At 63.7% G+C, this 25,036-nt stretch carries 20 protein-coding genes; 9 read left to right on the forward strand and 11 right to left on the reverse strand.

Annotated features, from left to right (window positions below; genetic code table 11):
- Nucleotides 1-103 precede the first annotated feature (103 nt).
- Both dnaB and alr read left to right on the forward strand, forming a co-directional pair.
- Nucleotides 104-1,498: a replicative DNA helicase gene (gene dnaB / locus AAEQ75_RS11795; protein WP_125833548.1), complete on the forward strand. Its 1,395-nt coding sequence runs from the start codon at nt 104-106 to the stop codon at nt 1,496-1,498.
- 159 nt (nt 1,499-1,657) lie between these two features.
- Nucleotides 1,658-2,734 carry an alanine racemase gene (alr, locus tag AAEQ75_RS11800; protein ID WP_343348901.1) on the forward strand — a complete coding sequence of 359 codons (1,077 nt, stop codon included), beginning with the start codon at nt 1,658-1,660 and terminating at the stop codon, nt 2,732-2,734.
- A 68-nt stretch (nt 2,735-2,802) separates the two neighbouring features.
- Here the strand turns inward: alr and AAEQ75_RS11805 are convergent, their stop codons facing one another.
- Nucleotides 2,803-4,710: a diguanylate cyclase domain-containing protein gene (locus tag AAEQ75_RS11805; protein ID WP_343348903.1), complete on the reverse strand. Its 1,908-nt coding sequence runs from the start codon at nt 4,708-4,710 to the stop codon at nt 2,803-2,805.
- Nucleotides 4,711-4,999: 289 nt separating this feature from the next.
- Here AAEQ75_RS11805 and AAEQ75_RS11810 point away from each other — a divergent pair, with 289 nt between their 5' ends.
- Nucleotides 5,000-7,300: a YgiQ family radical SAM protein gene (locus AAEQ75_RS11810; protein ID WP_343348905.1), complete on the forward strand. Its 2,301-nt coding sequence runs from the start codon at nt 5,000-5,002 to the stop codon at nt 7,298-7,300.
- A 119-nt stretch (nt 7,301-7,419) separates the two neighbouring features.
- On the opposite strand, the gene AAEQ75_RS11815 is transcribed toward AAEQ75_RS11810, so the two are convergent.
- Nucleotides 7,420-8,148, reverse strand: coding sequence for a class I SAM-dependent methyltransferase (locus AAEQ75_RS11815; RefSeq protein ID WP_343348907.1), 729 nt, complete (start codon nt 8,146-8,148; stop codon nt 7,420-7,422).
- Between the two features lie 178 nt (nt 8,149-8,326).
- Between AAEQ75_RS11815 and AAEQ75_RS11820 the strand changes: the two genes are divergently transcribed.
- From AAEQ75_RS11820 to AAEQ75_RS11840, 5 genes are all read left to right on the forward strand, one after another.
- Complete coding sequence (locus AAEQ75_RS11820; protein WP_343348909.1) at nt 8,327-9,568, forward strand: parallel beta-helix domain-containing protein; 1,242 nt, start codon at nt 8,327-8,329, stop codon at nt 9,566-9,568.
- A 2-nt stretch (nt 9,569-9,570) separates the two neighbouring features.
- Complete coding sequence (locus AAEQ75_RS11825) at nt 9,571-10,677, forward strand: SO2930 family diheme c-type cytochrome (RefSeq protein WP_343348911.1); 1,107 nt, start codon at nt 9,571-9,573, stop codon at nt 10,675-10,677.
- A 185-nt stretch (nt 10,678-10,862) separates the two neighbouring features.
- A complete protein-coding gene (locus tag AAEQ75_RS11830) occupies nt 10,863-14,156 on the forward strand; it encodes a DUF2126 domain-containing protein (protein ID WP_343348913.1) in 3,294 nt (1,097 codons plus the stop codon).
- A gap of 117 nt (nt 14,157-14,273) precedes the next feature.
- On the forward strand, nt 14,274-16,760 hold the full coding sequence (locus AAEQ75_RS11835) for a circularly permuted type 2 ATP-grasp protein (RefSeq protein WP_343348915.1): 2,487 nt from the start codon (nt 14,274-14,276) through the stop codon (nt 16,758-16,760).
- Complete coding sequence (locus AAEQ75_RS11840) at nt 16,757-17,650, forward strand: transglutaminase N-terminal domain-containing protein (protein ID WP_179575455.1); 894 nt, start codon at nt 16,757-16,759, stop codon at nt 17,648-17,650. Before AAEQ75_RS11835 ends, AAEQ75_RS11840 begins: the two co-directional genes overlap by 4 nt.
- A gap of 38 nt (nt 17,651-17,688) precedes the next feature.
- Here the strand turns inward: AAEQ75_RS11840 and azu are convergent, their stop codons facing one another.
- The 3 genes from azu to AAEQ75_RS11855 form a co-directional block, all read right to left on the reverse strand.
- Nucleotides 17,689-18,138, reverse strand: a complete 450-nt coding sequence (gene azu, locus AAEQ75_RS11845; RefSeq protein WP_036994833.1) for an azurin — start codon at nt 18,136-18,138, stop codon at nt 17,689-17,691.
- A 388-nt stretch (nt 18,139-18,526) separates the two neighbouring features.
- The gene (locus AAEQ75_RS11850; RefSeq protein WP_343348918.1) at nt 18,527-19,462 is read right to left on the reverse strand and encodes a DUF808 domain-containing protein; all 936 of its coding nucleotides are present in this window, start codon (nt 19,460-19,462) and stop codon (nt 18,527-18,529) included.
- 66 nt (nt 19,463-19,528) lie between these two features.
- Entirely contained in the window at nt 19,529-20,116 is a 588-nt protein-coding gene (locus AAEQ75_RS11855) for a TIGR00730 family Rossman fold protein (protein ID WP_041976613.1), read from the reverse strand.
- Nucleotides 20,117-20,127: 11 nt separating this feature from the next.
- Between AAEQ75_RS11855 and AAEQ75_RS11860 the strand changes: the two genes are divergently transcribed.
- On the forward strand, nt 20,128-20,268 hold the full coding sequence (locus AAEQ75_RS11860; protein WP_256834465.1) for a hypothetical protein: 141 nt from the start codon (nt 20,128-20,130) through the stop codon (nt 20,266-20,268).
- Between the two features lie 84 nt (nt 20,269-20,352).
- Here the strand turns inward: AAEQ75_RS11860 and AAEQ75_RS11865 are convergent, their stop codons facing one another.
- The 6 genes from AAEQ75_RS11865 to ureE form a co-directional block, all read right to left on the reverse strand.
- The gene (locus tag AAEQ75_RS11865; RefSeq protein ID WP_099522685.1) at nt 20,353-20,967 is read right to left on the reverse strand and encodes a LysE family transporter; all 615 of its coding nucleotides are present in this window, start codon (nt 20,965-20,967) and stop codon (nt 20,353-20,355) included.
- 514 nt (nt 20,968-21,481) lie between these two features.
- Nucleotides 21,482-22,396: a glycerophosphodiester phosphodiesterase gene (locus tag AAEQ75_RS11870; protein ID WP_256834467.1), complete on the reverse strand. Its 915-nt coding sequence runs from the start codon at nt 22,394-22,396 to the stop codon at nt 21,482-21,484.
- 190 nt (nt 22,397-22,586) lie between these two features.
- Nucleotides 22,587-23,159, reverse strand: coding sequence for a HupE/UreJ family protein (locus AAEQ75_RS11875; protein WP_343348922.1), 573 nt, complete (start codon nt 23,157-23,159; stop codon nt 22,587-22,589).
- 20 nt (nt 23,160-23,179) lie between these two features.
- A complete protein-coding gene (gene ureG, locus AAEQ75_RS11880) occupies nt 23,180-23,794 on the reverse strand; it encodes an urease accessory protein UreG (RefSeq protein WP_013713893.1) in 615 nt (204 codons plus the stop codon).
- Nucleotides 23,795-23,808: 14 nt separating this feature from the next.
- The gene (locus AAEQ75_RS11885; RefSeq protein WP_343348924.1) at nt 23,809-24,483 is read right to left on the reverse strand and encodes an urease accessory protein UreF; all 675 of its coding nucleotides are present in this window, start codon (nt 24,481-24,483) and stop codon (nt 23,809-23,811) included.
- Between the two features lie 34 nt (nt 24,484-24,517).
- Complete coding sequence (gene ureE, locus AAEQ75_RS11890) at nt 24,518-25,018, reverse strand: urease accessory protein UreE (RefSeq protein ID WP_343348926.1); 501 nt, start codon at nt 25,016-25,018, stop codon at nt 24,518-24,520.
- Between the last annotated feature and the right edge of the window lie 18 nt (nt 25,019-25,036).

Here is a 25,036-nt window from a genome sequence, read left to right on the forward strand (position 1 = left end):
AGCGGGCTTGCGCTGTAGCGTAGGTCTGCTGACAATCGGGCACGGTATCGCTCTGCGATCCGTGCCCTTTGTTTTTCTATCGCAGCATTTTCTTCCCGAGCCTATGAACGACATCAGCATTCCCGAGCAATACGACCTGCAGACTGCCGCCCTGAAAGTGCCTCCGCACTCCATCGAGGCGGAACAGTCGGTGCTCGGCGGCCTGATGCTCGACAACAACGCCTGGGAGCGTGTGCTCGATGGTGTGTCGGATGTCGATTTCTATCGCCACGACCACCGGCTGATCTTCCGCGCCATCTTCAAGCTGGCCGAGCGTAACGAACCCTTCGACGTGGTGACCCTGTCCGAGCAGTTGGACAAGGAAGGGCAGCTGTCGCAAGTCGGTGGCCTGGCTTATCTTGCCGAGCTGGCGAAGAACACGCCGTCGGTGGCCAACATCAAGGCCTATGCGCAGATCATTCGCGAACGCGCCACCCTGCGCAAACTGATCAGCATCAGCAACGAGATTGCCGACAGTGCCTACGCCCCGGAAGGCCGCACCGGCGAGGAGATTCTCGACGAGGCGGAGCGGCTGATCTTTCAGATTGCCGAGGATCGCCCCAAGACCGGTGGGCCGGTGGGCATCAACGATATTCTGGTCAAGGCCATCGACCGCATCGACACGCTGTTCAACAACGGTGACGCGATTACCGGCCTGTCCACCGGCTTCGATGACCTGGATAACCTGACCAGCGGCCTGCAGCCGGCCGACATGATCATCGTCGCCGGCCGTCCGTCGATGGGTAAGACCACCTTCGCCATGAACCTGGTGGAAAACGCTTTGATGCGTAGCGACAAGGCGATTCTGGTCTACTCGCTGGAAATGCCGTCGGAGTCCATCGTCATTCGTATGCTCGCCTCGCTGGGGCGCATTGACCAGACCAAGGTGCGTGCCGGTCAGCTCGACGACGATGACTGGCCGCGCCTGACCAGTGCGGTCAACCTGCTCAACGACCGCAAGCTGTTCATCGACGATACCGCCGGTATTTCCCCGAGCGAGATGCGGGCGCGCACGCGGCGTCTGGCACGCGAGCACGGTGAGATCGGCCTGATCATGGTCGACTACCTGCAGCTGATGCAGATTCCCGGTTCCAGCGGCGATAGCCGGGTCAACGAGATTTCCGAGATCTCGCGCTCGCTCAAGGGCCTGGCCAAGGAATTCAACTGCCCGGTCATTGCCCTGTCGCAGCTCAACCGTGGCCTGGAGCAGCGCCCCAACAAGCGCCCGATCAACTCCGACCTGCGCGAATCCGGTGCGATCGAGCAGGACGCCGACATCATCCTGTTCGTCTACCGCGACGAGGTGTACCACCCGGAGACCGAGTACAAGGGCGTGGCCGAGATCATCATCGGTAAGCAGCGTAACGGCCCACTGGGTACGGCACGCCTGGCCTTCCTCGGTAAGTATTCGCGCTTCGAGAACCTGGCACCGGGTAGCTACCAGTTCGACGACGAATAACCGCGCGAGCAGTGTAGGAGCGAGCTCTGCTCGCGAATCAAGCAAGGTGAACGTTTCGCCAGCAGAGCCCGTGGCTACGGCAACAGTCTGATCTCGCTCAATGAAAACGGGCGCCCAGCGGTTAAGATGGGCGCCCGTTTTTTGTTCAGGCCTTCCGTCATGCGTCCGCTTGCCGCCATCGTCGACCTCTCTGCCATCGCTCATAACTACGCCGTGGCCAAGCGCTGCGCGCCCGGGCGCCAGGCCTTTGCCGTGGTCAAGGCCAACGCCTATGGTCATGGTGTGCGCGAGGTGGTCACGGCGCTGCACGAGGTTGCCGATGGCTTCGCCGTGGCCTGTCTGGAGGAGGCGGCCGAGGTGCGCGCCATGCACGGTGAGGCGCGCATCCTGCTGCTTGAGGGTTGTTTCGAGGCCAGTGAATATGCCATCGCCGCGCAACTTGGGCTGGATCTGGTGCTGCAGAGCACGGCGCAGGCCGAGGCGCTGATTACCAGTGAGCTGGTGCGTCCGCTCAACGTCTGGCTCAAGCTGGATTCGGGCATGCACCGCCTCGGTTTCGATGCCGCCAGCCTGCGCCAGTGGCATGCGCGGCTCGAAGATGCCGAGCAGGTTGCCGAGCTCAACCTGCTTAGCCATTTCGCTTGTGCCGACGAGCGCGGCCATCCGCTGACTGAGCTGCAGGTCGAGCGTTTTCTCGATCTGCTGGATCTGGATTTCAATCATCGTTCGTTGGCCAATTCGGCGGCCGTGCTGACCATTCCGGCGGCGCATATGGATTGGCTGCGCCCCGGCATCATGCTCTACGGCGCCACGCCATTCGCCGAACTGAGTGCGCGCGAATTGGGGCTGAAACCGGCCATGACCCTGGCTGCGCGGGTGATCGCCGTGCGTGAGGTGGCAGTCGGTGAAAGCGTTGGTTATGGCGCGTCCTGGGTGGCCGAGCGGCCCTCGCGTATTGCCACGGTCAGCTGTGGTTATGCCGATGGTTATCCACGCCATGCGCCCAGTGGTACACCGGTGTTGATCGAGGGGCAGCGTGCCAAGCTGGCGGGCAGGGTGTCGATGGACATGCTGGCGGTGGATATCACGGACCTACCGGAAGCCGATGTCGATTCACCGGTGGAGCTGTGGGGCAGCCAGTTGCCGGTGGATGAAGTGGCCACGGCTTGCGGCACTATCGGCTACGAGCTGCTGAGCAAGGTCACCGCGCGGGTACCGCGGCGCTATATCGGCTAGCAGGACTTCGGGTGGGGCGGATGTAACCCGCCATCGGTAGCCTGGCGGGTTGCACTCGCCTATGGGGCCTAGGCCAGGCCGCTGGGGACTTTAAGTACGTCCAGCTCCAGGCAGGCCTGTTCGCTGAGTTCGCCATCGTCGCCATGCACGCGCGAGCCGGAGCGGCCCAGTTCCTTCACCCGGTAAAGGGCCATGTCTGCCGCCTTGTACAGCCCGGTGAAGTTCTTCGCATGGCGCGGATAGAGCGCTACGCCGATGCTGATGGTTACGCGCAGGCGCTCGGCGCCGTAGTGCACGGGCTCGGATAGCTCGGCCAGCAAGCGCTCAGCGATTTCTCGGGCCTGGCCTTCGGCATCGCTACCGCAGATCAGTGCGGCGAATTCATCGCCGCCCAGACGTGCAACCGCATCACCGGCGCGAACGTGCTCACGCAGGCGCATGGCGACTACCTGCAGCATCAGGTCGCCAGCGGCGTGACCGAAGCGGTCATTGATGGGTTTGAAATGGTCCAGATCGATCAACAGCAATGCCACGCTTTCATTGTGCCGTTCGGCATGAGCCAGGGCCGACTCGCAGCGCTCGACCAGGTAGCGCCGGTTGGGCAGTTCGGTCAGCGAGTCATGGAAGGCGGCGTGCTGCAGTTCGCGCTCGCGTTCGCGTAACTGTTCGTTGGTTGCGGCCAGCTCGGCGGTGCGTGCGGTCACTGCAGCTTGCAGTTCATCGGCGCTGGCCTGCAGTTGCGCCAAACGTGCGGTTTTCTCGCGATCTGCCTGTTGCAAGGCAACGGCGCGCTCCTGTTTGAGGATCTGGATGCGATAGGCCAGGGCGAAGGAGAACAGGATGGATTCGGCAGCCACTGCCAGAGGGAACACGTAGGCATTCCACTCGGCCGGCTGCAGCACGCCGGTGGTACGCAGCAGCAGAATGGCGACACTGCCCAGGACCAACCCGTAGCCGTACAGATACAGCTGCGCTGGGAAGAAACCCTGGCGCCAGCGGATTACGGCGCTGCCCAGGGCAGCAGGGATGCTGGTCAGCGACAGCAGGGCGATGGCCCAGGCAGCGAGGTAGCGCTGATCGTACAGGGTCAGAACGATGGCGATCAGGTAGATCACGCAGGCCATGTTCAGCAGGTGATGCGCCCAGCGCGCGTAGATACGTGTCTGCAACAGTGTCTGGGTGAAGCGGCTGGCGAACAGGCCCCATAGTGAAGGTAGGGTGATGCGATCGAGCCATACCGGCACCGCATGGTTTGGCCACAGGTACTGTGCGCCATGGCCGGTCATGCTCATGATGAACAGCAGGGCGAAAGCAGTGGTCAGCACATACCAGAAATAGGCCTTGTCGCGCAGCGAGATGAGGATGAACAGGTTGTACAACAGCAGCGCGAAAACCACGCCGTAGATGGCCCCGAGCGCCAGGTTCTCGCGGGTGGCCAGTTGCGTGAGGTCTTCGAGTTGCCAGACTCGCAGCGGGAAGGAGTTGCCTGCCGGGTCGAAGGCACGCAAGTAGAGGGTCTTTGGCTGCTCACCCAGGGTCGGTAGGTCGAACACCATGCGTCGGTACGGATGGTCGCGGTTTTCGCTGAAGGGGACTCGCTCGCCGGACTGACGCAACTGCCAGCCACCCTGGCCGTCAGGGAGATAGAGCTGCAGGTCCAGCTGAGTCACTGAGCCCACCTCCAGTACCCAGTAGGCGGGAGCGTACATGTCGCGTTGCAGAGTGAGTTTGATCCACCAGGGATTGAGGCTCTGGCCGACACTGGCTCGGCCGTTGGCGGGTTGAAAGCGCGACTGCTGCTCAGGGCTGGCAAGGTCGTCGATGGTCAGGGTGCCTTGGGTGTCTTCCAGCAACTCGATATGCGCATTGAGCGGCATGCCGCTGCTGGCGTCGGTGAGTACCACTGACGCCGCTGCCGGGCCCGTGATCGACAGTCCCAGCAGAAGAGCGAGCAGAAAGGCGAAGCGCCGCGGCATAGATGTCCTGGAGTCGGCTGACAGAGTACTTGAGTATATGCACAGGATTGTTATCGGACGAAAACAAATATGGCGTAAGGCTACTGCAGGAAAAGAACTGATTTCTCTATCCTTTCTTTCCTGAGGTCGGCGCTGGGCAAGAGCCAGTAGCCAGGTGAGTGATCTGTGCGCCCGTTTGAGCGTTTGCCGTGGTGCGCGCAGGTGCTATTAAACCCAGCGTATTAGTCTGGTTTGGTCAATTTTTGTGCTATTATCCGCGCCCCTCGTGATAGCCCGCTGATCAAAAAATATGCAAGCCGCCAAGCCGTTGTTCGACTATCCCAAGTATTGGGCCGAGTGTTTCGGGCCTGCACCGTTCCTGCCGATGAGCAGGGAGGAGATGGATCAGCTCGGCTGGGATTCGTGCGACATCATCATCGTCACCGGTGATGCCTACGTCGACCATCCTTCGTTCGGCATGGCGATCATCGGCCGTCTGCTGGAAGCCCAGGGCTTTCGCGTGGGCATCATCGCCCAGCCGAACTGGCAGTCGAAAGACGACTTCATGAAGCTCGGAGAGCCGAACCTGTTCTTCGGTGTTGCAGCCGGCAACATGGACTCGATGATCAACCGCTATACCGCCGACAAGAAGATTCGCTCCGACGACGCCTATACGCCCGGCGGCCTGGCCGGCAAGCGCCCGGATCGCGCCAGCCTGGTCTATAGCCAGCGCTGCAAGGAAGCCTACAGCCACGTTCCGGTGGTGCTGGGCGGTATCGAGGCATCCTTGCGCCGTATCGCCCATTACGACTACTGGCAGGACAAGGTCCGCCGTTCGATCCTCATGGACGCCACCGCCGATATCCTGCTCTACGGCAATGCCGAGCGCGCAGTGGTCGAGATCGCTCAGCGTCTGTCGCGTGGCGAGCAGGTCGAAACCATCAGCGATGTACGCGGCACGGCTTTCATTCGGCGTGACACGCCCGAAGGCTGGTATGAGGTCGATTCCACCCGTATCGATCGGCCGGGCCGCGTCGACAAGATCATCAACCCCTACGTCAATACTCAGGACACCGAGGCCTGTGCCATCGAGCAGGCAAAAGGCGAGGTCGAAGACCCCAACGAAGCCAAGGTGGTGCAGATTCTCGACAGCCCGCGCATGACCCGCGACAAGACGGTGATCCGTCTGCCGTCGTTCGAGAAGGTGCGCAACGACCCCGTGCTCTATGCTCACGCCAACCGCGTGCTGCACCTGGAAACCAACCCGGGCAACGCCCGCGCGCTGGTGCAGAAGCATGGCGAGGTGGACGTGTGGTTCAACCCGCCACCCATCCCCATGACCACCGAGGAAATGGACTACGTGTTCGGCATGCCCTACGCGCGCGTGCCGCACCCGGCCTATGGCAAGGAGAAGATCCCGGCCTACGAGATGATCCGCTTCTCGGTGAACATCATGCGTGGCTGCTTCGGCGGCTGCACCTTCTGCTCGATCACCGAGCACGAGGGGCGCATCATCCAGAACCGCTCGCACGAGTCGATCATCCGCGAGATCGAGGAAATGCGCGACAAGGTGCCGGGTTTCACCGGCGTGGTTTCCGACCTTGGCGGGCCGACCGCCAACATGTACCGCATTGCCTGCAAGGACCCGGAGATCGAGAAGCACTGCCGCAAGCCGTCGTGCGTGTTCCCCGGTATCTGCGAGAACCTCAATACCGATCACAGCTCCCTGATCGAGCTGTACCGCAAGGCTCGCGCGCTGCCGGGGGTGAAGAAGATCCTGATCGCTTCCGGCCTGCGCTATGACCTGGCGGTGGAATCGCCGGAGTACGTCAAGGAACTGGTGACCCACCACGTCGGCGGTTACCTCAAGATCGCGCCGGAGCACACCGAGCGTGGCCCGCTGGACAAGATGATGAAGCCGGGGATCGGCAGCTACGACCGCTTCAAGCAGATGTTCGAGAAGTTCTCGAAAGAGGCGGGCAAGGAGCAGTACCTGATCCCGTACTTCATCGCCGCGCACCCCGGCACCACCGACGAGGACATGATGAACCTCGCCCTGTGGCTCAAGCGCAACGGTTTCCGCGCTGACCAGGTGCAGGCCTTCTACCCCTCGCCGATGGCCACCGCCACCGCCATGTATCACTCGGGCAAGAACCCGCTGCGCAAGGTCACCTACAAGAGCGACGGTGTCGAGATCGTCAAGAGCGAGCAACAGCGTCGTTTGCACAAGGCGTTCCTGCGCTATCACGATCCGAAAGGGTGGCCGCTGCTGCGTGAAGCGCTGACGCGCATGGGCCGCAGTGATCTGATCGGCCCGGCCAAGCATCAACTGATTCCGGCCCACCAGCCGGCTGCTGATGATGGCTACCAGAGTGCGCGGCGCAAGAACTCGACGCCCGCCGGCAGCAAGAAGGTTGGTAATGCAGGCAAGATCCTGACCCAGCACACCGGCTTGCCCCCTCGCGCCAGCGACGGCAGCAAACCCTGGGACAAGCGCGAGCAGGCCAAAGCAGCGGCCGAGGCGCGTAATCAACAGGCTGCGCGCGAGCGCGCCGGCGCGGGTAAAGGCAAGGGCAAGAAACCGTCGAAGAAGCCAGCAGTACCGCGCTGAATCATCGGTAACGCTCACGAAAACGCCAGCATTATGCTGGCGTTTTCGTTTCAGAGGCTCTGGCCGGTATCTGGTAGGGTGGGCTTCAGCCCACCATTGTCGCGTGAGGTGCGGTCATCTCAGTCAGCGCTGAAACGGCAGGTCAGGTAACGGTTGCTCGGGCCGTAGCGCAGTATCGACCACAAGCGCCTGAACAGATACAGCGGGTGGCTGCGGTAGTACGCCAGCACGGCATTGCCGACACCTTCCGAGCGGTGCTGGCGGGCCTCTTTTTTCTCCGACTTCTTGAACAGTCCGGAAAATTCCCAGTGCTGGATCTGCTCGAAGCGCTCATGCGGGCGCAAGCCATGGCGACGGAACAGGCGGGCGAAGCTGGCTGGGCTGAAATCATGCAGATGGTGCGGGTTGCCGTCGAGCGTTGGCGTGGTCGGCACCGAGGCAATGATGCAGCCACCATGGGCCAGCAGTCGTGAGAGGTTTTCTACCAGGCGCACCGGGTCCGGCAGGTGCTCGATGGTCTCCAGGCTGACGATACTGTCGAAGCCTGCGCTGTCGGCGAAGGTTTCGGCGTTGGCGCACTGATAGCGCAGGTTGGGGCGTTGATAATTCGCCTGCGCGTAGGCAATGGCTTCGGGGTCGATGTCGATACCGGTGATCTGCTTGTCCGGATGCCGTTCAGCCAGCAATGCACTGCCGTAACCACAGCCACACGCCATGTCGAGCACGCGCGTGCCTGCCAGCGAGTCGCTGGCGAATTCATAGCGCTGCATGTGCAGGTCGAGAGTGGCCTGGTCGGCGGCCAGGCGCTCATCCATCTTCAACGGATAGATGCGTTCGAGGGTGTGCATGGCGGCCTGTCCTTGGGCTGTGGGGGTAGAGATGGCCGACGTAGTCTGTTGTTTCCCAGTAAGAGCTGCAAGCGTCTCGCCTGGTTTCATGGCTCGGCGTGTGATGCATGGCGGGCTTGGTTTGTTTTTATATTGGTACTATAGTTCCAAAATATAAAAACAACATCGGAGTCCTACCATGCGCCTTGCTGCTCCTTCTGTTATCGCTCTGTCCCTGTTGTTGGCTGCATGTGGGGAGAGCGAAGCGCCGCCCGTGGCCAGTCTCGACTTTCAGAAGCAACTGCAGACGCAACTGATCAAGGCCAAGCCGGGTGAGGTGATCGAGATCCCTGCGGGCACCTGGCAGCTTGACCGTAGCCTGAGTCTCAAGGTCAGTGGTGTGACGTTGCGCGGCGCCGGCATGGATCAGACCATCCTCAACTTCAAAGGGCAGAAGTCGGGGGCCGAAGGGCTGCTGGTGGACGCCTCCGACTTCACTATCGAGGATCTGGCGCTGGAGGACACCAAGGGTGATGCGCTCAAGGTCGTGGGCGGTCAGAACATCATCATCCGCCGTGTACGTACCGAGTGGACCAATGGCCCGGCTACCGAGAATGGTGCCTATGGCATCTACCCGGTGCAGACCGAGAACGTGCTGATCGACGGCGTGGTGGCCATCGGTGCTTCGGACGCCGGCATCTACGTCGGCCAGTCGCGCAACGTAGTGGTGCGCAACAGCCGTGCCGAGCGCAACGTCGCCGGTATCGAAATCGAGAACACCATCGGTGCCGACGTTTACGACAACGTCGCCACTGGCAATACCGGCGGCATCCTGGTGTTCAACATGCCCAATTTGCCACAGCCAGGACACACCACGCGGGTCTACCGCAACAAGGTCAAGGGCAACAACCACAAGAACTTCGGCCACAAGGGCACGCCGGTCGCCAGTGTGCCGGCGGGCTCTGGAGTGCTGGTTAACTCCAACGACAGGGTGGAAATCTTCGATAACGATATTGGCGACCACCGCACTGCCAACGTCATCGTCAGCAGTTACTTCAGTACCGGTTATACCGATCTATCCACGACCGATGATTTCGACCCCTACCCGGAGGCCATCCATATCCATGGCAATCGCTTCGGCCCGGGCGGTGACAGCCCTGACAACCTCGAAATCAAGGCCCTGAGGCTGGCCAAGTTCGGGCTCAATGGGCGCTTGCCGGACATCCTCTGGGATGGCTACGTGAACCCTGAGAAACTGGTCGACGGCAAACTGCCGGTGGAGCTGGCCATCTGCATCGACAATGGCGAGGCGGGTATCGTCAATGTCGATGGGCCAGGCGGCTACAAGAACATCAGCACCGACATCGAGCCGCATCGCTGCGAGTTGCCTCGTCTTCCTGCCGTCGAGCTGCGTGCAGCCCTGGCCGAGGCAGGTGAGTGAGCATGAAGCACGCCTGGCTGTTGATTGCCGCTGTACTGCTCGCGGCATGCGAGCAGGCACGCACGCCTCTGTATCTGCCCAGCAGCGAGGACTATCCGCAGAAGCTCAGCGCATGGGGTGTGCTGCAGCAGCGTGACGGCCAGCTGCAGCCGGTCGAAGGCGTGCAGCCCTACGATCTGAACACGCCACTGTTCACCGATTACGCGCACAAGTTGCGTACTGTCTGGATGCCCCAGGGTAGCCACGCTCGCTATGCCGAAACACGTTTCGATTACCCCGTCGGCACCGTGCTGAGCAAAACCTTCTACTACCCGGTCGATGCCCAGGGTCGGCTGCTGCGCAGTGAGCAGCACGGCGCCGAGGCGGTGGTGCTGAAACGGGTGCGGCTGATCGAGACGCGTATTCTGCTGCGCCAGGAGCAGGGTTGGGTCGCCCTTCCTTACGTCTGGGACGATGCGCAACGCGAGGCCACCCTGGACTGGGCAGGCGCCAGTTTCGACCTGCAACTGCATGATGAAGCGGGCGAGGTGCTGGCGGTCGACTATCAGGTGCCCGATGCCAACCAGTGCGCGGGGTGTCACGAGGAGCAGGCGGGCAAGGGCGTACAGCCGTTGGGGCCGAAGGCGAGCCATCTGAACAAGGATTTCGCCTACGCCGATGGTGTGGCCAACCAGTTGCAGCATTGGCAGAGCATCGGCTTCCTGCAAGGTATGCCGGCTGACATGGCAAGCGTGCCACGCAATGCCCTGTGGAGCGCGCCGCGCGAAGGGGAGGTGCTGGAACATCAGGCGCGCAGTTATCTGGATGCCAACTGCTCGCACTGCCATAACCCTGAAGGGCCGGGTCGCACCTCGGGTTTGTATCTCGATCCGGCTACGCCGCTGAGCATCGCCTATGGCCTGTGCAAGCAACCAGTGGCCGCGGGCAAGGGCTCCGGCGACCGCTTGGTGGACATCCACCCCGGTGCGCCGGAAAAGTCGGTGCTGAGCTTCCGTCTGCACAGCACCGATCCCAGCATCATGATGCCCGAGCTTGGGCGCTCAACCTCCCACCGCGAAGGACTGGAGGTGATCGACCGTTGGATCGCCAGTCTCGACGGCGAGTGTTGACTCCCAGCGGAATTGTCATCATTACGGCTGGTGCCTGCTCTATAGTTGTGCGTCCATCTGACCTTGGTGCGGGCGATGCCCCGATAAGGGGCTTGCGGGGCGCGGTACGCTGGGAAATCAGCGGGTTGCCCCTGGCATAAGTCTTGCGCTGCACTGAGTATCGTCCAGGCTAGCAGGAGGCCGCCGTGTCGATTCATGTCGCGCTGCATCATGTCACCCACTACCGCTACGACCGCGCGGTCAATCTCGGGCCGCAGGTCGTGCGCCTGCGCCCGGCACCGCACAGCCGCACGCGCATTCTCTCCTACGCATTGACAGTCGAGCCGGCCGAATACTTCATCAACTGGCAGCAAGACCCGCAGGGTAATTACCTGGCGCGTCTGGTGTTCCCGGAGAAGACTCGCGAGTTCAAGGTCGAGGTGGACCTGGTCGCCGAGATGGCGGTGTTCAACCCGTTCGACTTCTTCCTTGAGCCCTACGCCGAGCGCATTCCTTTCGCCTACACCGAGGGCGAGCAGCGCGAGCTGGCGCCTTATCTGCTCAAGCTGCCGGCCACGCCGTTGTTCGCCAAGTACCTGGCCGGTATTTCTCGCAAGCCGCGTCCCAGCATCGATTTTCTGGTCGAGCTGAACCAACGTCTGTCGGCCGACATTCGCTACCTGATTCGCATGGAGCCGGGCGTGCAGACGCCGGAGCAGTCGCTCGAGCTGGCTGCCGGTTCGTGCCGTGATTCGGCCTGGCTGCTGGTGCAACTGCTGCGTCACCTGGGGTTGGCGGCGCGCTTCGTCTCCGGTTACCTGATCCAGCTCACGGCCGACGTGAAAGCTCTCGACGGTCCCTCTGGCACCGACAAGGATTTCACCGATCTGCACGCCTGGTGTGAGGTGTATTTGCCCGGGGCCGGCTGGGTCGGTCTCGACCCCACTTCAGGCCTGTTCGCCGGCGAAGGCCATATCCCGCTGGCCTGCAGCCCGGAGCCATCCTCGTCGGCGCCGATCACCGGTGGTCTGGACGAGTGCGAGGTGGAATTCGAGCACCTGATGAGCGTCGAGCGTGTGTGGGAAGCACCACGCGTCACCAAGCCCTACAGCGAGGCGCAATGGCAGGCGATCCAGGCGCTGGGCCAGCAGATCGACGATGACCTGCACAAGCACGACGTGCGCCTGACCATGGGCGGCGAGCCGACCTTCGTCGCTCTCGATTATCCCGATGACGACGAGTGGAACACCGCCGCGCTCGGACCGAACAAGCGCCGCCTGGCGGCCGACCTGTTCTATCGCCTGCGCAACCACTATGCGCCCAAGGCACTGGTGCATTTCGGTCAGGGCAAGTGGTACCCCGGCGAGCAGTTGCCGCGTTGGTCGCTGAACTGCTTCTGGCGGCGCGATGGTGAACCGCTATGGCACGACCCCAAGCTGCTGGCTGACGAGAAGCGTGGCTATGGCGCGACGGCAGAAACCGCCGAGCGTTTCCTGGGGACGCTGGCCGCGCATCTGGGGGTGGATGCTGGCAACGTTTTCCCAGCCTATGAGGATTGGTTCTATTACCTGTGGCGCGAGCGCAAGCTGCCGGACAACGTCACTCCGGATGACCCGCGTTTGAGTGATCCGCTGGAGCGCGAGCGCCTGCGCAAGGTGTTCGATCAAGGGCTCGACTCGGTGGTTGGCCACGTGCTGCCGTTGGCGCGTCAGGTGGTGGGCGAGGGCTGGCAGAGCGGGCGCTGGTTCCTGCGTGACGAGCATTGCCGTCTGTTGCCGGGCGACTCGGCGCTGGGCTATCGCCTGCCGTTGGATTCCATGCCCTGGGTCAGTCAGGCCGACTACCCCTACGTCAATCCGGTCGACCCTAGCCAGGCGTTGCCGCCGTTGCCCAGTCCGGCGCAGATCCAGCGTCAGCTGCGCGGTGTCTGGCGCGGCGCCAGTGCCGGCCCGCAGAGCGCGCGCCCGGCCAACGGGCAATCGGCTGCCGGCATCGTCCGTACCGCGCTGTGCGCCGAGCCCCGCGACGGCCGCCTGTATCTGTTCATGCCGCCGCTGAGCCATCTCGAAGATTATCTGGAGTTGGTCGCGGCCATCGAGGCCGTGGCTGCCGGGCTCAAATGCCCGGTGCTGCTGGAGGGCTACGAGCCGCCGTTGGACCCGCGCCTGCAGTATTTCCGCGTCACCCCCGACCCGGGCGTGATCGAGGTCAACATCCACCCGGCCGCCAGTTGGGATGAGCTGGTCGAGCGCTGCGAATTTCTCTACGAGGCCGCGCGGCAGTCTCGTCTGTCCAGCGAGAAATTCATGATCGACGGACGCCACACCGGCACCGGCGGCGGCAACCACTTCGTCCTCGGCGGGGCGACGCCGGGGGATTCGCCCTTCCTGCGCCGTCCCGATCTGCTGCGTAGCCTGATCAGCTATTGGCACAACCATCCGTCGCTGTCCTATCTATTCAGCGGGCTGTTCATCGGCCCGACGTCACAGGCGCCACGTGTCGATGAGGCGCGCAACGATGCGCTGTACGAGCTGGAGATTGCCTTCGCGCAGATGCCCGAACCGGGGCGCGACTGCCCGCCGTGGCTGGTCGATCGGCTGTTGCGCAACCTGCTGGTGGACGTCACCGGCAATACCCACCGCGCCGAGTTCTGCATCGACAAGTTGTACTCGCCGGACTCGGCCACTGGCCGCCTAGGCCTGCTCGAACTGCGCGCCTTCGAAATGCCGCCGCATGCGCAGATGAGCCTGGCTCAGCAACTGTTGCTGCGTGCGCTGATCGCGCGTTTCTGGCAGGAGCCCTATCGGCCGGCGAAGCTGGTGCGTTGGGGCACCGAGTTGCACGACCGCTACCTGCTACCGCATTTCATCGAGCAGGACTTCGCCGATGTGCTGCAGGAACTGGGTGCCTTTGGCTATCGCCTGCGCAGCGAGTGGTTCGCCCCGCATTTGGAGTTCCGCTTTCCCAAGGCCGGCGACTTCATGGTCAAGGGGATCGACCTGGAAGTGCGCCAGGCACTGGAGCCCTGGCACGTGTTGGGTGAGGAGGGTGCGGTCGGTGGCACCGTACGCTACGTCGACTCGTCCCTGGAGCGGCTGCAGGTGAAGGTGAACGGCATGGCCCCGGATCGCTATGTGTTGACCTGCAACGGCGTGCCGGTGCCGCTGCGGCCGACCGGCAAGGTTGGCGAGTTCGTCGGCGGTGTGCGTTTCCGTGCCTGGCAGCCGGCCAGTTGTCTGCAACCGACCATCGGTGTGCACGCGCCGCTGGTGTTCGACCTGATCGACACCTGGATGCAGCGTTCGCTGGGTGGTTGCCAGTACCATGTCGCGCATCCGGGCGGTCGTAACTACGACAGCCTGCCGGTCAACGCTTACGAGGCCGAGAGCCGGCGCCTGGCGCGTTTCTTCCGCCTGGGCCACAGCCCGGGCAAGCGCCCGGCCCTGCAGCCGATAGACAATAATGAACTGCCGATGACCCTGGATCTGCGTCGCGTTTGACGTCGACTCCGTCTGTGGGAGGGGCTTTAGCCGCGAGCCGTCGCCGCTGAAGCGCCTCCCACGGATACAGCATCAACCTGCATCACGCTGCACCGCCTTGCCACTGCCGAGCCTGCCATGCACGACCTGCTAGACGATTACCCGCCCCCTGCCGGGGCCTACCACGAACTGCTCGACGCCAAGGGCAACGTGCGCCCGCACTGGCGCCGCCTTTATGAGCAACTGGCACGCAGCCGCCCTGAACACCTGGCGCAGCGCGAGGCGATGCTGGCGCGGCAGATTCAGGAAAACGGCGTGACCTACAACGTTTACGCCGACCCGGACGGCGCCGACCGCCCGTGGGAACTCGACCTGCTGCCCAATCTGATCCCCGCTGACGAGTGGCAGCAGATTGCCGCCGGCGTGGCGCAGCGCGCGACCTTGCTCAACCGCGTGCTGGCCGATCTGTATGGCCCGCAGAAGCTGATCGCCGAAGGCTTGCTGCCGACCGAACTGGTGTTCGGCCACAACAATTTCCTCTGGCCGTGCCAGGGCATGCAGGCGCCGGGCGGCACCTGGCTGCATCTGTATGCAGTGGATCTGGCCCGGGCGCCGGACGGGCGCTGGTGGGTCACCGCCGACCGCACCCAGGCACCCTCCGGTGCCGGTTATGCGCTGGAGAACCGACAGATCGTCTCGCGCGCCTTCCCCGAGTTGTACCGCGACCTGCGCGTGCAGTATCTGGCTGGGTTCTTCCGCACTCTGCAGGACACCCTAGCGCGTCAGGCACCAAGTGGCGGCGAGACGCCGCTGGTAGTACTGCTGACGCCGGGGCGCTTCAACGAGAGCTACTTCGAACACCTGTACCTGGCGCGCCAGCTCGGTTATCCACTGGTCGAAGGCAGCGACCTGACCGTGCGCGACGCCACCCTCTACCTCAAGACCCTGGCCGGCCTGCGCCGCGTGCACGCGGTGCTGCGTCGTCTCGATGACGACTACTGTGACCCGCTGGAGCTGCGCACCGATTCCGCTCTCGGCGTGCCCGGTCTGCTCGAGGCCGTGCGCCGCGGTCGCGTGTTGGTGGCCAATGCCCTGGGCAGCGGCGTGCTGGAATCCCCCGGCCTGCCCGGCTTTTTGCCGGCGATCAGCGAGCACCTGTTGGGCGAGGAACTGCTGCTGCCATCCATCGCCAGTTGGTGGTGCGGCGAGCCGCCGGTGCTGGACGAGGCGCTGGAGAAACTCGATCAGTTGCTGGTGCGCCCGGCCTTCCCCTCGCAGAGCTTCAATCCGGTATTCGGCCGTGATCTGGACGAGGCGCAGCGCGCCAAGCTGGCCGAGCGCCTGCAGGCACGTCCCTACGCCTATGTCGCGCAAGCGCGGGCCAAGCTGTCGCAGGCACCAGTGTGGGACGGCAGCGGTTTGCAGCCGCGGGCCATCGGCATGCGTGTGTTCGCCGTGGCCAGCGCCGATGGCTATCGGGTGATGCCGGGTGGCCTGACTCGCGTGGCCGCCGAGGCCGATGCCGAGGTCGTGTCGATGCAGCGCGGCGGGGCAAGCAAGGATACCTGGGTGCTCGGCACGCGGCAGAGCGGCGGCGAGCCCTGGCAGACGCAGCGTACGCTCGGCACCGCCGACCTGGTCCGCAGCGACCCCTTCCTGCCTTCACGCGTGGTGGAGAACCTGTACTGGTTCGGTCGTTACGCCGAGCGCTGCGAGGGCAATGCGCGGCTGCTGCGCATCATGCTGGCGCGCTACGTCGATGACGATGACGACCCACAGGCGCTGCAGAGCGCGCTGGCGCTGGCGCAGGAATTGGGCCTGCTGGCAGATCCCGACGAGGGTGAACTGGCGGAGCGTCTGTTGCAGGCGTTGCTCGGCAGCGACTGGCCAGCCAGCCTGCGCTCCAATCTGCAGCGCTTGCAGTGGGCCGCTGGCAGCGTGCGCGGCAAGCTGTCCCAGGCCAATTGGCAGGCGCTAGTGGAGCTGCAGCGCGAGGCGCAGCTGCTCGAAGGCCAGCCGGCCGACTTCGGCGAACTGCTGGATTTCCTCAACCGCTTGCTGATGTCGCTGGCGGCGCTGTCGGGCTTTGCCCTCGACGACATGACGCGCGACGACGGCTGGCGCTTCCTCATGCTCGGTCGTTACATCGAGCGCTTGCAGTTTCTTTGCGACAGTTTCGCCGGCTTCCTGCGCAGCGGCTCGGCCACCGACCAGTCGGCGCTGGAATGGCTGCTGGAACTGGGCAACAGCAGCATCACCTACCGCACCCGTTACCTGGCCTCGGCGCAGTTGATTCCGGTGCTCGACCTGCTTCTGCTCGATGAGCAGAACCCGCACGCCGTGATTTTCCAGATGCGTACCTTGCTGCGCTCGCTGGAAGGGCTCAACGAGCGTTTCGAACTGCCGGCCGAGCGCTACCTGGTCTATCTGGAACAGCAGCTCACCGCCTTCAGCCTGGCCAGCCTGGAGAACCCGTTGTTCGGCCCAGGCAGCATCCGGGCGGTGCTCGAAGGTCTGGCCGATTTGCTGGTGGCCATCAGCGAGGCTGCCGGCGCGGTCTCCGATCACCTCGGGCTGCGTTTCTTCGCCCACGTCGATGTCAGTCAGCGGACGCAATCCTCATGAGCAGCGCGTTGTATCAGGTTCTCCACGACACCCATTACCGTTACTCGGCGCCGGTTTCCCTGGCCCAGCAACTGGCGCACCTGTGGCCGCGCGAATGCCCCTGGCAGCGCTGTCATGAACAGGAATTGCGTATCGACCCACAGCCCTGCCAACGTCGTGACGGTCTGGACGTGTTCGGCAACCCCCTGACCCGCCTGGTGTTCGAGCGCCCACATGAGGCTTTGGTCGTCAGCGCTAGGCTGCGCGTCGAAGTGCTGGCGCGGCCAGCGCTGGAGCTGGATGACTCACCAAGCTGGGAGGCTACCAGCGCGGCTCTCAGCTACAGCGGCAAACGGATGGCGCCAGCGTTGCTGGAGGCGGCGCGCTACCGCTTCGAATCGCCCTATGTGCGTCTCAAGCAGGTGTTCGCCGACTACGGCGACGATTGCTTCACGCCGGAGCGCCCGCTGCTGCAGGCGTGCCAGGCGCTGATGCAGAAGATCTTCGAGGAATTCAGTTTCGATGCCGGCGCCACTCAGGTGGCTACGCCACTGCTGCAGGTGCTGGAAGAAAAACGCGGCGTCTGCCAGGACTTCGCCCACCTGATGCTTGCCTGCCTGCGTTCGCGCGGCCTTGCGGCCCGCTATGTCAGCGGTTACCTGCTGACCCAGCCGCCACCCGGCCAACCACGGCTGATCGGTGCGGATGCCTCGCATGCCTGGATCTCGCTGTACTGTCCGCGTCAGGGTTGGGTGGATTTCGACCCGACCAACAACGTGCGCCCGGCTCTGGAGCACATCACCCTGGCCTGGGGCAGGGATTTCTCCGATGTGTCGCCGCTGCGTGGGGTGATCCTGGGGGGCGGCAGCCATGACCCGGAAGTGCAGGTCACGGTGCTGCCGCTCGGATAGATGGGATGAAGGGCTTCGCTTGAAGTCCTGGAAATGACTCAGTCGACCAGCTTCACGCTGCCTTTCATCATCGAGTAGTGACCGGGGAAGGAGCAGAAGAAGCTGTAGTCCTCACCAGCGGCCAGTTTGCTCACGTCGAAGGTCACCGAGGTGCTCTCGCCGCCGCCGATCAGGTCGGTATGAGCGATCACGCGCTCGTCGCCGGCCTTGAGGTAACTGGCGTCCGGGCCGGCGGGAATGCCGTCGGTGGCGATACCGGGCATGTCGGCGGTCTTGCTCAGCACCCAGTTGTGGCCCATGGCGGTCTTGGGCAGCGAGCCGGTGTGCTTGAGATTGACGGTAAAGGTCTTGCAGCTCTTGCTGACAGAGATGGCTTGGGTGTTGAAGGTCATCTGGTCGGTCGATTCGACATCCACCGAGCATTCGGCAGCGAGCAGCGGGGTGCTGGCCAGGCCGAGCAGAGCGATTAGAGCAGCGTTACGCAACATCATGTGAATCCTCCAGATTCTGAGTTTCCGGTCAGGTATGGACAGATTCGCACAGCTTTCAGTACTCGTGGGTGCGACCGAACGCCACGTGAGGTTATCCCGACAATCTGTGGGTAACTCTGTTGAGAAGCTCTGCAACGGCGCCCCAGAGCCTGATCCTACGGCCTTTCTGGGTGGTTGGTCAGGTTTTGTTCAGGGCGCACCTGTCGAGCAAAAAATCCTTTGTAATGAATTGATTGGCGGCGGGTGGAGAAAATCCGCAGGCTTCCATCGGGCTGTCATGGCTTATCCCCGGAAAGCGTGGAGCAAGCTGTGGATAAGCTTGGGGAAAGTGCTTGCCGGCCGCATTTGTCGAAGCGTACCGCCGGCTGATCAGGAAATGACCGGCTCAACGAGTCCTGGATGGGCGCAGCAACTGCCACAGACGAGTACCGAGGCTCACCAGCGGCAGGCTGAGCAAACCGGCGGCCACGCCCAGCAGCGCATTGAGCAGCGTCGGCACCAGCGCAGAAAGTAGCTGCCCCGCATCCTGCGCCACCCACTGCGCCGCATGATGCACGGCCGCTTCGACGGGCGGCAGGCCGTGGCTGAGGATACCGCCGCCGACCATGAACATGGCTGCGGTGCCGATTACCGAAAGCGCCTTCATCAGCCAGGGCGCCAGACGCAGGATGCCGCGTCCGCAAGCCTGGGCGAAGGCGCTGGCGCGCTGGCTAAGATAGAGCCCGGCATCGTCCAGTTTGACGATGCCGGCGACTAGCCCGTAGACGCCGGCGGTCATCACCAGGGCGATGCCGCTGAGCACCAGCACCTGATTGAGGAAGCTGGCGGTGGCGACGGTGCCGAGGGTAATGGCGATGATTTCCGCCGAGAGGATGAAGTCGGTGCGCACGGCGCCGCGAATTTTGTCGCGCTCGAACGCCACCAGGTCGACCTCGGGGTCGGCGATGGCATCCAGACGAGCCTGTTTGTCGTCCTCCTCGTGGCGGTGCAGCAACTTGTGCACGAGTTTTTCGGCGCCCTCATAGCAGAGGAACAAGCCTCCGAGCATCAGTAGCGGCACTACCAGCCATGGCGCGATAGCGCTGATCAGCAGCGCGGCCGGCACCAGGATCGCCTTGTTGACCAGCGAGCCCTTGGCTACGGCCCAGACCACCGGCAGTTCGCGATCCGCCTTGACGCCGGTGACCTGCTGGGCATTGAGCGCGAGGTCGTCACCCAGTACGCCAGCGGTCTTGCGCGCGGCGATCTTGGTCATGGTGGCGACGTCGTCGAGTACGGTGCTGATGTCGTCGATCAGGGCGAGCAGGCTGCTTCCGGCCATGTTGCGGCTTCCGTGGGGGAGAGAAGCCGCAGAGCGTAGCATTGTGTTACATGTCTGCGTATAGGCTCAGACGGGCGCGCGATCCACCCACTTCGGTGCCGCGCTGGGGCGCCATTCGCTCAGGGCATCGAGCAGGTTTTGCGGGCTATCGGCAATCTGCAGCATCTCGCGGTGCTGCGCACGGACGAAACGCTCGGCAACCAGGTGATCGAGGAAGTCGCCCAGCTTGCTGTAGAAGCCATTCACTTCCAGCAGGCCCAGCGGTTTGGCGTGATAGCCCAATTGGCCCCAGGTCCATACCTCGAACAGTTCTTCCAGGGTGCCGAGGCCGCCGGGCAGGGCGATGAAGGCGTCGGCCAGCTCAGCCATGCGCGCCTTGCGTGCGTGCATACCATCCACCACTTCCAGGCAGGTCAGACCGCGGTGGCCGATTTCGGCGCGCTCCAGGCTTTGCGGGATGATGCCGATCACTTCGCCACCGGCATTGAGCGCCGCATCGGCGACTACACCCATCAGGCCGACGGCGCCGCCGCCGTAGATCAGGCGAATGCCACGCTCGGCCAGGTGCTGACCCAGCGCTTCGGCGGCTTCGCGGTAGATAGGGCTGGCGCCGGGGCTGGCTCCACAGAAGACGCAGACGCTACGCAGGGACATGGACGAACTCCTTGGCTGAATGCACCAAGGGTAACCAGTCGCTACGCAGCCACCAAGTGTCAGTGCCGCGTATCAATGCCGCAGGTAGCGCAGGCGTAGCTGGCGAGCAGTTGCTTGAGCAGGTCGTTGAGGTGCATGGCGCGGCTTCCTGACGCAGGGACATGCTGTTCAGGCTAGTCCCGATGCCGGCGCCGCGCCGTTAGATTGTTTCGATGATGGCGATAGCCGCCGTGCGATCAGACCAGTTCCAGCGCACTCATCCCGGCCAGGCCCAGCAGCACCACGCCGCAGGCTGCATAGGTCAGGCGGTGCCAGAGCAGCGAGGCGGCGCGGCGGAACCAGTCCACCAGGCCGGCGCAGATGAAGCACCAGAGGATCGACGACACCATGAACCCGGCGAAGAACACCGCCAAATGCATGGGTGTTGGCTGGGCGACACCGATGGCGGCCATCGCACCACCCATCGCCGCCCAGTAGACGATGTTCTGCGGGTTGGTCAGCGATAACGCCGCGCCAGCGGCAAAAGCGCCACCGGCAGCAACCTGGCCATCGTCGCTGGGTTGTGGCGGGCGATGGGCGTCGCGTAGCGACTGATAGCCAAGCCAGGCCAGGTAGAGCGCGCTGGCCAGCGTCAGCGGGTAGCGAATCTGTGCGCTGTCGAGCAGCAGCGCCAGGCCGGTGAGGCCGAGTGCGGCCCAGGTGGCGTCGCCCACCAGCGAGCCGATCTGCACCAGCAGCGCAGGTCTGTAGCCGTCACGCAGGCCACGGCGCAGGGTTTCGCTGAACACGGCACCCGGAGCGGCGTTGAACACGAAACCAAGCAGCATGGCGGCGAGGAAGAAACTGAACATGAAGCGTCCTTACTAGGCAGGGAAACGAAGGCTACTCGCCTAAGCAGGCAGCATGCCAGGTGGGGAAAATAAAGTTTTCCACGAAGCCTGTGGGGACAACTGTGGATAAGCTGGTGGTGCCTGTCTGTGGGGCTTAAATAGCGCCGTTTTCAGGGTGCTGATGAAGATTTGATCAGTGGCATTTTCCCTTTGTACACAGAGACTTGACATGTTTTCGCGAAGCTGTAGCCGAGCTTTGCGTTTGTCCACGAGAGCTGTGGGTGATGTTGTTGATAACTTCTGTAAGCCTTGTCGTAGCCCTTTGCTGGCGAGCGCTTCAGCGCTTTGGCGTTTTTTTGATCAGGCCGTTGTGGGCGCAGCGAAGGGGGTGGATTACGTGCGTTTGTCCAGTGTTTTTTCTGATGGTCAATCGCAGGGTGAAGATTATCCCCTGAATCTGTTGATGAGTCTGTGGATAAGCTGGTGATGGCGCGCGCTGGCACACGTCGAGTCAGTGTTTGCCCGCGCTGTGCGCTTAGTCTTCGGTCAGCGCACCGAGCTGGGTGGAGCGCCCCAACAACTGCAAGGCGCGATCCGGATAGTCGGTGATCAGGCCATTGACGCTCATCTCCAGCAGCGCGCGCATGCTGGGTTGCTCGTTGATCGTCCACAGATGTACCTGTAGGCCGCGTGCCTGTGCGTTGCGAACCAGCCGCGGTGTGGCCAGGGTCAGGCCGCTGTGCTCGGGGGGTATCTGCAGCACCGGGTAGGAAGGCGACAGCAGGTCGCTCAGTCCCAGCCAGTTGAGCGCCAGTAGCAGGCGCACCGAAACCGGCCCGGCTGCGGTGGCGACCTCCGGGCAGAGCTCCCTGAAGCGCTTGAGGCTGCGCTCATGAAAACTGCCGACAATGACCCGATCGAGTTGGTCGTAAGCCGCCAGCATTTCGCAGAGCACAGCTTCCATACCGACATCGGGAACCTTGATTTCGAGCGCCTTGGGGATCAATGGGAAGCGCTCGAACACCTCTTCCAGTGCGGCAATGCGCGTACCCTGACCACGGTAGGGATAGCTCTGACCGCCATCGGCCGTCCATTTGTAGCCGGCATCGAGCGCTTGCAGTTCGGCGAGGCTGAAGTGCACGACCGGGCCTTGGCCATTGGTGGTGCGCTCCAGGGTGTCATCGTGGATCACCACCAGCTTGGCGTCCTGGCTCAGGTGCAGATCCATCTCCAGCATATCGACGCCGAGAGCGGTGGCGCGTTCGAAGGCGAACAGGGTGTTCTCCGGCCACAGCCCCTTGCCACCGCGATGGGCGATCACCAGAGGGCGCTCGCCGAGGTCTTCGAGCACTGCAGGCGTGCTCGCCGGGCGGCTGGTCAGTGTGAGCACCAGCACGACGACGCCGATCAGCAGCAGCGTGACGAGCAGAAATCGGGTGATGCGCAGCATGGGCCGGGTCTCGAAAGCGGTTCGGGACTTTGTGCCCCACTACAGAGGCATTGGCAATCATTGCGGCTTGCGGGGCGCCGAGCCCATCGCAAGATCCGCAATGGGCAAGCCGGCATCGGTGCGCATGGCGCACCCTACGGGGGTAGGGTGCGCTGCGCGCACCACGGCAGCCGCTATTGGCTGCGGCTCTTCAGCTAGCCAGCAACCAGACACCGGTCGCTGCCGAGGCTGCACCGGCCATACGCACCAACGGCGCCGCCGCTTGCGGCAGGAAGCGCACCAGGGCGAAGCCGATGGCGTGCAGTGCCGCAGTGGCGACGATGAAGCCGATGGCGTAACCGAAGGGGCTGGCCAGATCAGGCAATTCCAGGCCGTGGGCGACGCCGTGGGTGAGGGCGAAGAGCGCGGTCAGGGCAACGGATACCGCCATGGGCAGGCGTGCAGCCACGGCCACCAGCAGGCCGAAGGCCAGAACCGAACCGGCGATGCCGGTCTCCATCAGCGGGATTTCCATACCGGCGAAGCCGAGAAGGCCGCCGACCAGCATGGTGCCAACGAAGGTCACCGGCAGTGCCCAGCGCGCCGCACCACTCTGTTGCGCGGCCCACAGGCCGACGGCGAACATCGCCAGCAGGTGATCCAGGCCAAACACCGGGTGAGCCAGGCCGGCCATCAGCCCGGAGTCGCCGTGCCCGGGGTGAGCAAAGGCCAGCGCCGGGGTGCAGAACAGGGCGACGGCGTAGAGGGTTTTGCGCAGATTCATGAGGTTCTCCTTGAGTGGAATCAGGCCGCGGTGAGCATGCCCTGGCGTTCGATGAAGGCGATGATCTCGTCGAGACCCTGGCCGACTTTCTGGTTGCTGAAGACGAAGGGCTTGTCGCCGCGCATCTTCAGCGTGTCGCGCTCCATGACCTCCAGCGAGGCGCCGACCATGGGCGCCAGGTCGACCTTGTTGATCACCAGCAGGTCGGATTTGCAGATGCCCGGGCCGCCCTTGCGAGGCAGCTTGTCGCCGGCCGATACGTCGATCACGTACAGGGTCAGATCGGACAGCTCCGGGCTGAAGGTGGCGGACAGGTTGTCGCCACCGGATTCGACGATGATCAGGTCCAGGCCGGGGAAACGGCGGTTGAGTTGTTCGACGGCCTCCAGGTTGATCGAGGCGTCTTCGCGGATGGCGGTATGCGGGCAGCCGCCGGTTTCCACGCCGATGATGCGCTCGGGCTCCAGGGCCTCGTTGCGCACCAGGAACTGGGCGTCTTCCTGGGTATAGATGTCGTTGGTGACCACGGCGATGTTGTAGCGCTCGCGCAGGGCGCGGCACAGGGCCAGGGTCAGAGCGGTCTTGCCGGAACCGACCGGGCCGCCGATGCCGACACGCAGGGGTTGGCTGTTCATTTCTGGGTTCCTCGTCAGGAGCGGAAGAGACGTGAGTACTGGCGCTCGTGCGCCATGCTCGCCAGGGCCAGGCCGAAGGCGGCGCTGCCCCAGTGTTCAGGGGAAAGGGTGGCGGCTTGCTGCTGGGCGGCATCGAGCTGCGGTAGCAGGCGGCTGGTCAGGCGTTGGGCGGCCTGCTGACCCAGCGGCAACACCTTCATCAGCACGGCGAGCTGGTTTTCCAGCCAGCCCCAGAGCCAGGCGGCGAGGGCGTCGTCCGGGCTGATCTGCCAGGCGCGTGCGGCCAGTGCCCAGGCCAGTGCCAGGCCGGGTTCGTCCTGGGCTGCAAGTGCTTCACGCGCCGCCTCGTCCAGTTCGGGCAGGCCTTCGAGCAGTTGCCGCAGCGAGTAACCCATCTGCCGGCTCTCCAGAGCCAGCTCGCGTGTCTCGCGGCTGGCGCGGTGCTGTTCGGCCAGTTGCTGCAGGCGCGGCCAATCACCCTCGTCGGCGGCGCGGCAATGAGCCAGCAGCAGCGGCGCTTCGAAGCGGGCGAGGTTGAGCATCAGTTGATCGGCCAGCCAGCACTCGGCGCTTGCGGCATCGGTTATCAGGCCGCTGTCGATGGCCCATTCCAGGCCTTGCGAGTAGCTGTAGCCGCCAATGGGCAGCTGCGGGCTGGCCAGGCGCAACAATGCCCAGGCTGGTTTCATGGCGTTGCCTTTGCCAGGCTTGATGGGGGCGGTGTCACTTGCGCACCCCGAATTGGTGCAGGCGTGGACCGTAGTTGAATTCTTCATCGCCGTGATGGGAGTGGTGATGGCCGCCGCCGTAGGCGCCTTGCTCTGGCTGATAGGGCGCTTCGACGGCTTCGACCGTAGCACCGAGCTGTTCGAGCATGGCCTTGAGCACGTAGTCGTCAGGCAGGCGCAGCCAGCCGTCCCCCAGTTGCAGGGCGACATGGCGGTTGCCCAGGTGGTAGGCGGCGCGCATCAGCTCGAAGGGGCTGGCGCAGGTAACGTGCAGCAGCGGTTCGGCCTTGGCCCGTACCCTGGCGATGCGCCCGTCCTTGGCCTGCAGACACTCACCATCAGCCAGCGCCGGTTGGCCGCGCTCGAGGAACAGGCCTACTTCTTCACCGTCAGTGGTGAAACAGCGCAGGCGGCTCTTGCTGCGGGCTTCGAAGGTCAGTTCCAGTTCAGCGTGGCAGGCGCTCTGCGGCGCGATTCGGGAGTGGATCACCAGCATGCGTATCTATTCCGGGGC

It is taken from the genome of Pseudomonas sediminis, from assembly GCF_039555755.1.
GTDB classification, from domain to species: Bacteria; Pseudomonadota; Gammaproteobacteria; order Pseudomonadales; family Pseudomonadaceae; genus Aquipseudomonas; species Aquipseudomonas mendocina_D.